The 5496-nt window shown below is 64.2% G+C and carries 4 protein-coding genes; 1 reads left to right on the top strand and 3 read right to left on the bottom strand.

Annotated elements, in window-relative coordinates; all coding sequences use genetic code 11:
• Positions 1 to 31: 31 nt before the first annotated feature.
• Together phoH2 and Y707_RS0105755 are read right to left on the bottom strand one after the other, a co-directional pair.
• Entirely contained in the window at positions 32 to 1435 is a 1404-nt protein-coding gene (gene phoH2, locus Y707_RS23850; protein WP_081744646.1) for an RNA 5'-3' helicase PhoH2, read from the bottom strand.
• A gap of 292 nt (positions 1436 to 1727) precedes the next feature.
• Positions 1728 to 2489, bottom strand: a complete 762-nt coding sequence (locus Y707_RS0105755) for an isoprenyl transferase (protein WP_026534361.1) — start codon at positions 2487 to 2489, stop codon at positions 1728 to 1730.
• A gap of 195 nt (positions 2490 to 2684) precedes the next feature.
• On the opposite strand from Y707_RS0105755, the gene trhA reads away from it, so the two are divergent.
• Positions 2685 to 3437: a PAQR family membrane homeostasis protein TrhA gene (trhA, locus tag Y707_RS0105750; protein ID WP_081744645.1), complete on the top strand. Its 753-nt coding sequence runs from the start codon at positions 2685 to 2687 to the stop codon at positions 3435 to 3437.
• Here trhA and Y707_RS23845 read toward each other — a convergent pair.
• Positions 3434 to 5496 (bottom strand): thioredoxin domain-containing protein (locus Y707_RS23845; protein WP_035780493.1); only part of this gene is annotated, 2063 nt, incomplete at its 5' end. The two genes, trhA and Y707_RS23845, sit on opposite strands and share 4 nt — an antisense overlap.

The raw sequence follows: 5496 nt of genomic DNA, 5'->3' as shown, positions 1-5496 counted from the left end.
GCTGGCCGGACGGGTCACCGGACGCCACTGACTAGATTTCCGCTCCTTCCAGCAATTCGGTTACCAGTGCCGCTATCGGCGAGCGCTCGGAGCGGGTGAGCGTGATGTGCCCGAACAATGGGTGCCCCTTCAACGTTTCGACGACGGCGGCCACCCCGTCGTGCCTGCCGACCCGGAGGTTGTCCCGCTGAGCGACGTCGTGCGTCAACACCACCTTGGAATTCTGGCCAATCCGGGACAGCACGGTCAGCAGCACATTTTTCTCCAGCGACTGCGCCTCGTCGACGATCACGAACGAGTCGTGCAGAGAGCGTCCGCGGATGTGCGTCAGTGGCAACACCTCGAGCATGCCGCGGTCCATGACTTCCTCCACAACCTCCTGGGAGACCAGCGCGCCCAGGGTGTCAAAAACGGCCTGCGCCCAGGGATTCATCTTTTCCGACTCGGAGCCGGGCAGGTAGCCCAGTTCCTGGCCGCCTACTGCATACAGCGGGCGGAAAACAACCACCTTCCGGTGTTCGTGCCGCTCAAGAACTGCTTCAAGCCCGGCGCACAGCGCGAGGGCGGATTTTCCTGTTCCAGCCCTGCCGCCGAGGGAGACGATGCCGACCTCGGGATCCATCAACATGTCGATGGCGAGCCGCTGCTCGGCAGACCGCCCGTGCAGCCCGAAGACGTCTCTGTCGCCTTTGACCAGCCGGACCTGCTTGTCCGCCCCGACCCTGCCGAGTGCCGACCCTCGGCTGGAAAGCAGCACCAACCCGGTGTTCACCGGCATCTCTGCGGCGGCCGGGATGAAAACGGGTTCATGCTGATAAAGGTTGTTGACGTCGTCGTCGACCACATCCAGTTCAGCCATCCCGGTCCACCCGGATTCCTTCGACTGCTCATGCAGGTACTCATTGGCGGTGAGCCCTATCGCCGACGCCTTCACCCGCATGGGCAGGTCCTTGGAGACCACCGTGACGTTATGGCCCTCATCTGAAAGGTTCTTCGCCACGGCAAGGATCCGGGTGTCATTATCACCCAACCGGAACCCGGCCGGCAGCACTTCAGCCGAGATGTGGTTCAACTCGACGCGTAGCGATCCGCCCTCTTCCCCGAGTGGGATCGCCCGGTTGAGGTCGCCGTGCTCGACCCTGAGCTCGTCCAGGAGCCGCAGGGCCTTGCGCGCGAAGTAGCCGAGCTCGGGATCATGGCGCTTGCCCTCCAGTTCGCTGATGACCACCACAGGGAGAACAACCTCATGCTCGGCGAAACGCATGATCGCCCGCGGATCGGACAGCAGTACAGAAGTATCCAGCACGTAGGTTTTATCAGCGACGGCAGAAACAGAAAGACCGGCCGCGACGTCGGATTTACTAACATCCTTTGTCTGCCGGCCGGTCCCTGGGTTGGACTGCTTGATACTGGATTGTGCTTTTTCAGATTCCACGTCGACTCCAGTCCCGGGCGTGCGCGCCCGGAATCGATAGGGGCGATTGACACGGTGCGGCCGCGGGGCCGGGCACGGCCCCTGACGTTACTGGCGCTGGTTTGCGCTGCATACGGTGGCCTCCCGACAGTCTGCGGTGTTGCTGACTGATAGCACCGAGAATACGCCTGGCCGGTGCCCTGCGGAATGAACTGGCGGGTGTGTCGATTTCAATTGTGGGTGAACGGCGTACCAACACGCCCGACGACGGACGGATAAGTCGACGATACTGCCGGCTAGCGAACAGTGGGGCTCAACATCCGAACCTGCGCTGCCGGCGGGCGTAGTCCCGCAATGCGCGGAGGAAGTCGACCCGGCGGAAATCCGGCCAGAGCGCTTCGCAGAAGTAGAACTCGCTGTAGGCGCTCTGCCACATCAGGAAGCCCGACAGCCGCTGCTCCCCCGATGTACGGATGACCAGCTCGGGGTCCGGCTGACCCCTCGTGTAGAGGTGCTCGGAGATGTGCTCCACGGTCAGTTCGTCGGCCAGCTCGGTCATGGAGCGGCCTTTCTCTTCGGCGTCGTGCAGTAACTCGCGTACGGCGTCGACGATTTCCCGGCGTCCGCCGTAGCCAACTGCAACATTCACGTGCAGGCCCGTTGCATCGGCGGTGCGCGCTGCGAGGGAGCTGAGCCGCTCGGCGAGATACTCCGGCAGCAGTTCAGGTGCACCCATAGGATGCACGCGCACGTTGCTGTCCTCACCGATCCGGTCCAGCGTATTGGCGATGATGCCCATCAACTGGTCGAGTTCCTCGGCGGAGCGGTTCATGTTGTCGGTGGAGAGCATGTAGAGGGTTACGACCTTGACGCCGAGCTCATTGCACCAGCCAAGGAATTCGTGAATCTTGTCGGCGCCGGCCTGGTGTCCATCGCGGGTGGGTGCCCCGGAAATTTTTGCCCACCGGCGGTTTCCGTCCACCATGACGCCGATGTGACCCGGGATCCTGTCCGCTGGCAGCGACTTGCTCAGCCGCCTCTCGTAGACGTCGTACAGCAGTCCAGGCAGTTTCACCTTTGCTTCACCTGGCTCTCTGCCGGTTCCGGCCGGCGGGACATTTTCGACGCTGTTTCCTACCGTACCGCCCCTGGTCCGGACGCCGGTAGTTTGCATCCATCAAGTCCGACGCCGGTGCAGCCGGACCGGCCATCCCGCCGGAGCGCTGGTTACTCCTGAGTAACCTACGCCGTCGTCGGTTAGAATTCTGCCATGAGCCGCAACGCCCCGAACGGACCCGGTTCCAGCAATTCCTCCGGCGATCCCCGCCCGAACGATTCGGCTGACGGTCCGGTTGAAGAGTCCGTCGAAAAAGTTGCCGATGCTCTGAATATCAAGCCAAAGTGGCGCGGTTGGCTGCACGCCGGAGCTACTCCCCTGGCCATAGCGGCCGGAATTGTCCTGGTGGTTGTGGCGCCAACACCGGGAGGAAAGATCACATCGGCGATCTACGCTGTCACGGGCGTCTTACTTTTCGGCGTCAGCGCTGTCTACCATCGCGGTAACTGGTCGCCCAGGACCCGGACCATCCTGAAGCGGTTGGACCATACCAACATCATGCTGGTCATCGCGGGTTCATACACACCGCTGGCCTGGGCGTTACTGCCCCGGGACTCAGCGGTCCTGCTGCTGTGGCTGATCTGGAGTGGAGCGGTCCTTGGCGTCTTATTCCGGATCTTCTGGCTGGAAGCGCCGCGGTGGCTGTATGTTCCGGTCTACATCGCGCTGGGCCTCGGCGCCTTGTTCTACATACCCGATTTTTTCGCCGCCAACCCGCCTGTTGCCATTCTGATCTGTGTCGGCGGCGTGCTGTACATTACCGGGGCCGTGTTCTACGCCCTGAAGCGGCCCAATCCGTTTCCGGAGAAATTCGGTTTCCACGAACTCTTCCATGCCTTCACCGTCGCGGCCTTCGCTGCACATTTCGCGGCGATCATGATGGCGGTGCTCAGCGTCGGACCCTAGGTTTTCCGGCCGAGCTGTTCGAGCAGCACCTCCACAGAATCCGCGGGCAGATCGCACACCATTTCCCGGCAGACGTATGCCCGCGCAACGCCGCCAGAACCCGGTGGCCGCCCCTTCAAAAGAGGCACCGCAACGGCTGGGTCCGAATCCGCTCCCGCGCCTGCGTCAGCGCCCGAGACTGCGAGGACCAGTCCAGGTGCGGGCGATACCCAAACGGCGCGGACCATCGCTGCCTTGTCCGGTCCTTCCACTCCGGTCACGGCAACTTGGAGGGGCCCGGTGTCGACGGCTTCCAGGGCGGCAAGTCCTCCCCCGACTGCCCGGGGTGCCCGTCCGGCCAACGGTCCGACGTAACCAAGAATGCCTTCGCCTAACGCCCTGTGCCGGTACGATCCGCTGTAGGCGGCGTACGTAATCAGTGCCTGCGCGAAGACGGCGGCACCGGACGGAGTGGGGCTGTCGAGGGGGTCGACGGCGGCGCTGCGGCCTTGGGCGTTCCACAACTGGGACGATTCACCCCCGCTGTCGCGCAATTGCCCGTCGACGACGAAGCGTTCTTCAGCGAGCAAGGTCAGCCGCTCGGCCAGTTCATACCAGTCAGTGTTCCCGGTGGCAGCGTAGAGGGTGAAGAATCCCTCGGCGCAGAAGGCATAGTCCTCCAACAGTCCGCCGATCCCCTGTGCCTTGCCGTCATGCGAGACCCGCTTGAGCACGCCGTCGTCCAGATGTATGTCGGCGAGATAGCGTCCGGTGCGTTCAGCTGCTGCAACAAAGTCCGGCCGGCCGAGGATCATGCCGGTCTCGGCGAGGGCGGCAACGGCCATCCCATTCCACCCGGCAACCACCTTTTCGTCCCGCGCGGGCTGGGGGCGTCGTCGTCGTACTTCACGCAAACGGGGACGCACCCGCTCCCACAACTGCTCCTCCTCCGCGCTGAGCCGCCGTCCCGGATGCAGGGCCGATCCCTCGGCCGAGACGGTGCCACGCGGCGCAATGCCCATCATGTCCGCCACCGCCGGACCGTCCGCTCCCAGCACGGATTCCAATTCCGCCCGGGACCACAGGTAGGTGCCGCCCTCCTCGTGCACGCCGTCGACCACCGTGTCGGCGTCAAGTGAAGATGCGAAGGCGCCGGACGGGTCAAGAGCAAGGTCTGCCATCATCCATTCGGCCGTTTCGACCGCGATCCGACCGGCGAATTTACCGCCACCGTCCAATCGGCTCCATCGGGCGTAGAGGCGCAACAGCTGGACGTTGTCGTAGAGCATTTTCTCGAAGTGCGGCACCGTCCACTTCCGGTCCACCGCATAGCGCGCAAAGCCGCCCTCGAGCTGGTCGAATAGTGCCGATGTGGCCATGGATTCTAGGGTCCGTGAAGCCATAGCCGCCGCACGCGCCGGGTCATCGTCACCTGCAGGGCCGTCGTCACGCGCCGGGCCATCGTCGTGACCTTCCAGCCCGGTGTCGCCACCGGAACCTGACGCACCGCGCCGGGAGCCCGCGTGCCGGATCAGCCAGTCGAGAACCGGCGACGGCGGGAATTTGGGGGCATTGCCGAAGCCGCCGAACTCGACGTCCTCCTGACCGGACAGGACATTGAGTGCATCCTCGAACATTGCTGCCCGGCGCTCAGCTCCGGCATCATCACGGGCGGCGTCCGGCAGCGGATCCATGGCGAGCGATCCGATCAGTTCCCGGTTGACGGTCAGGCTCTTGGAAAGCTGCGCCGCGAGCTGCTCCGCGCTGGACTCGACCTGATCCCGCCGCTGCGCCCACGCCTCCCGAACCGCCTCCAGCACCTGGCGGAAAGAGGCCCGTCCCGGCATGGGCGACGGCGGGAAATACGTTCCGGCGTAAAAGGCCCGGCCGTCGGTGGTGAGGAACACGCTCATCGGCCAGCCGCCCTCGCCCGTGACGGCCTGCGTGGCGCTCATGTAGATGGCGTCGACGTCGGGCCGCTCTTCGCGGTCGACCTTGATGCTGACGAAGTTTTCGTTGAGGTAGGCGGCGACCTCCTCGTTCTCGAAGGATTCGCCTGCCATCACGTGGCACCAGTGGC

Origin of the sequence: Arthrobacter sp. H14 (assembly GCF_000520495.1) — a bacterium.
Classification (GTDB): Bacteria; Actinomycetota; Actinomycetes; order Actinomycetales; family Micrococcaceae; genus Arthrobacter_C.
This window is presented reverse-complemented; position numbering and strand designations above follow the sequence as displayed.

Bases quoted from the DNA above. Each gene is read 5' to 3' on its own strand.
- trhA (WP_081744645.1), top strand. From the start codon at position 2,685: ATGAGCCGCAACGCCCCGAACGGACCCGGTTCCAGCAATTCCTCCGGC.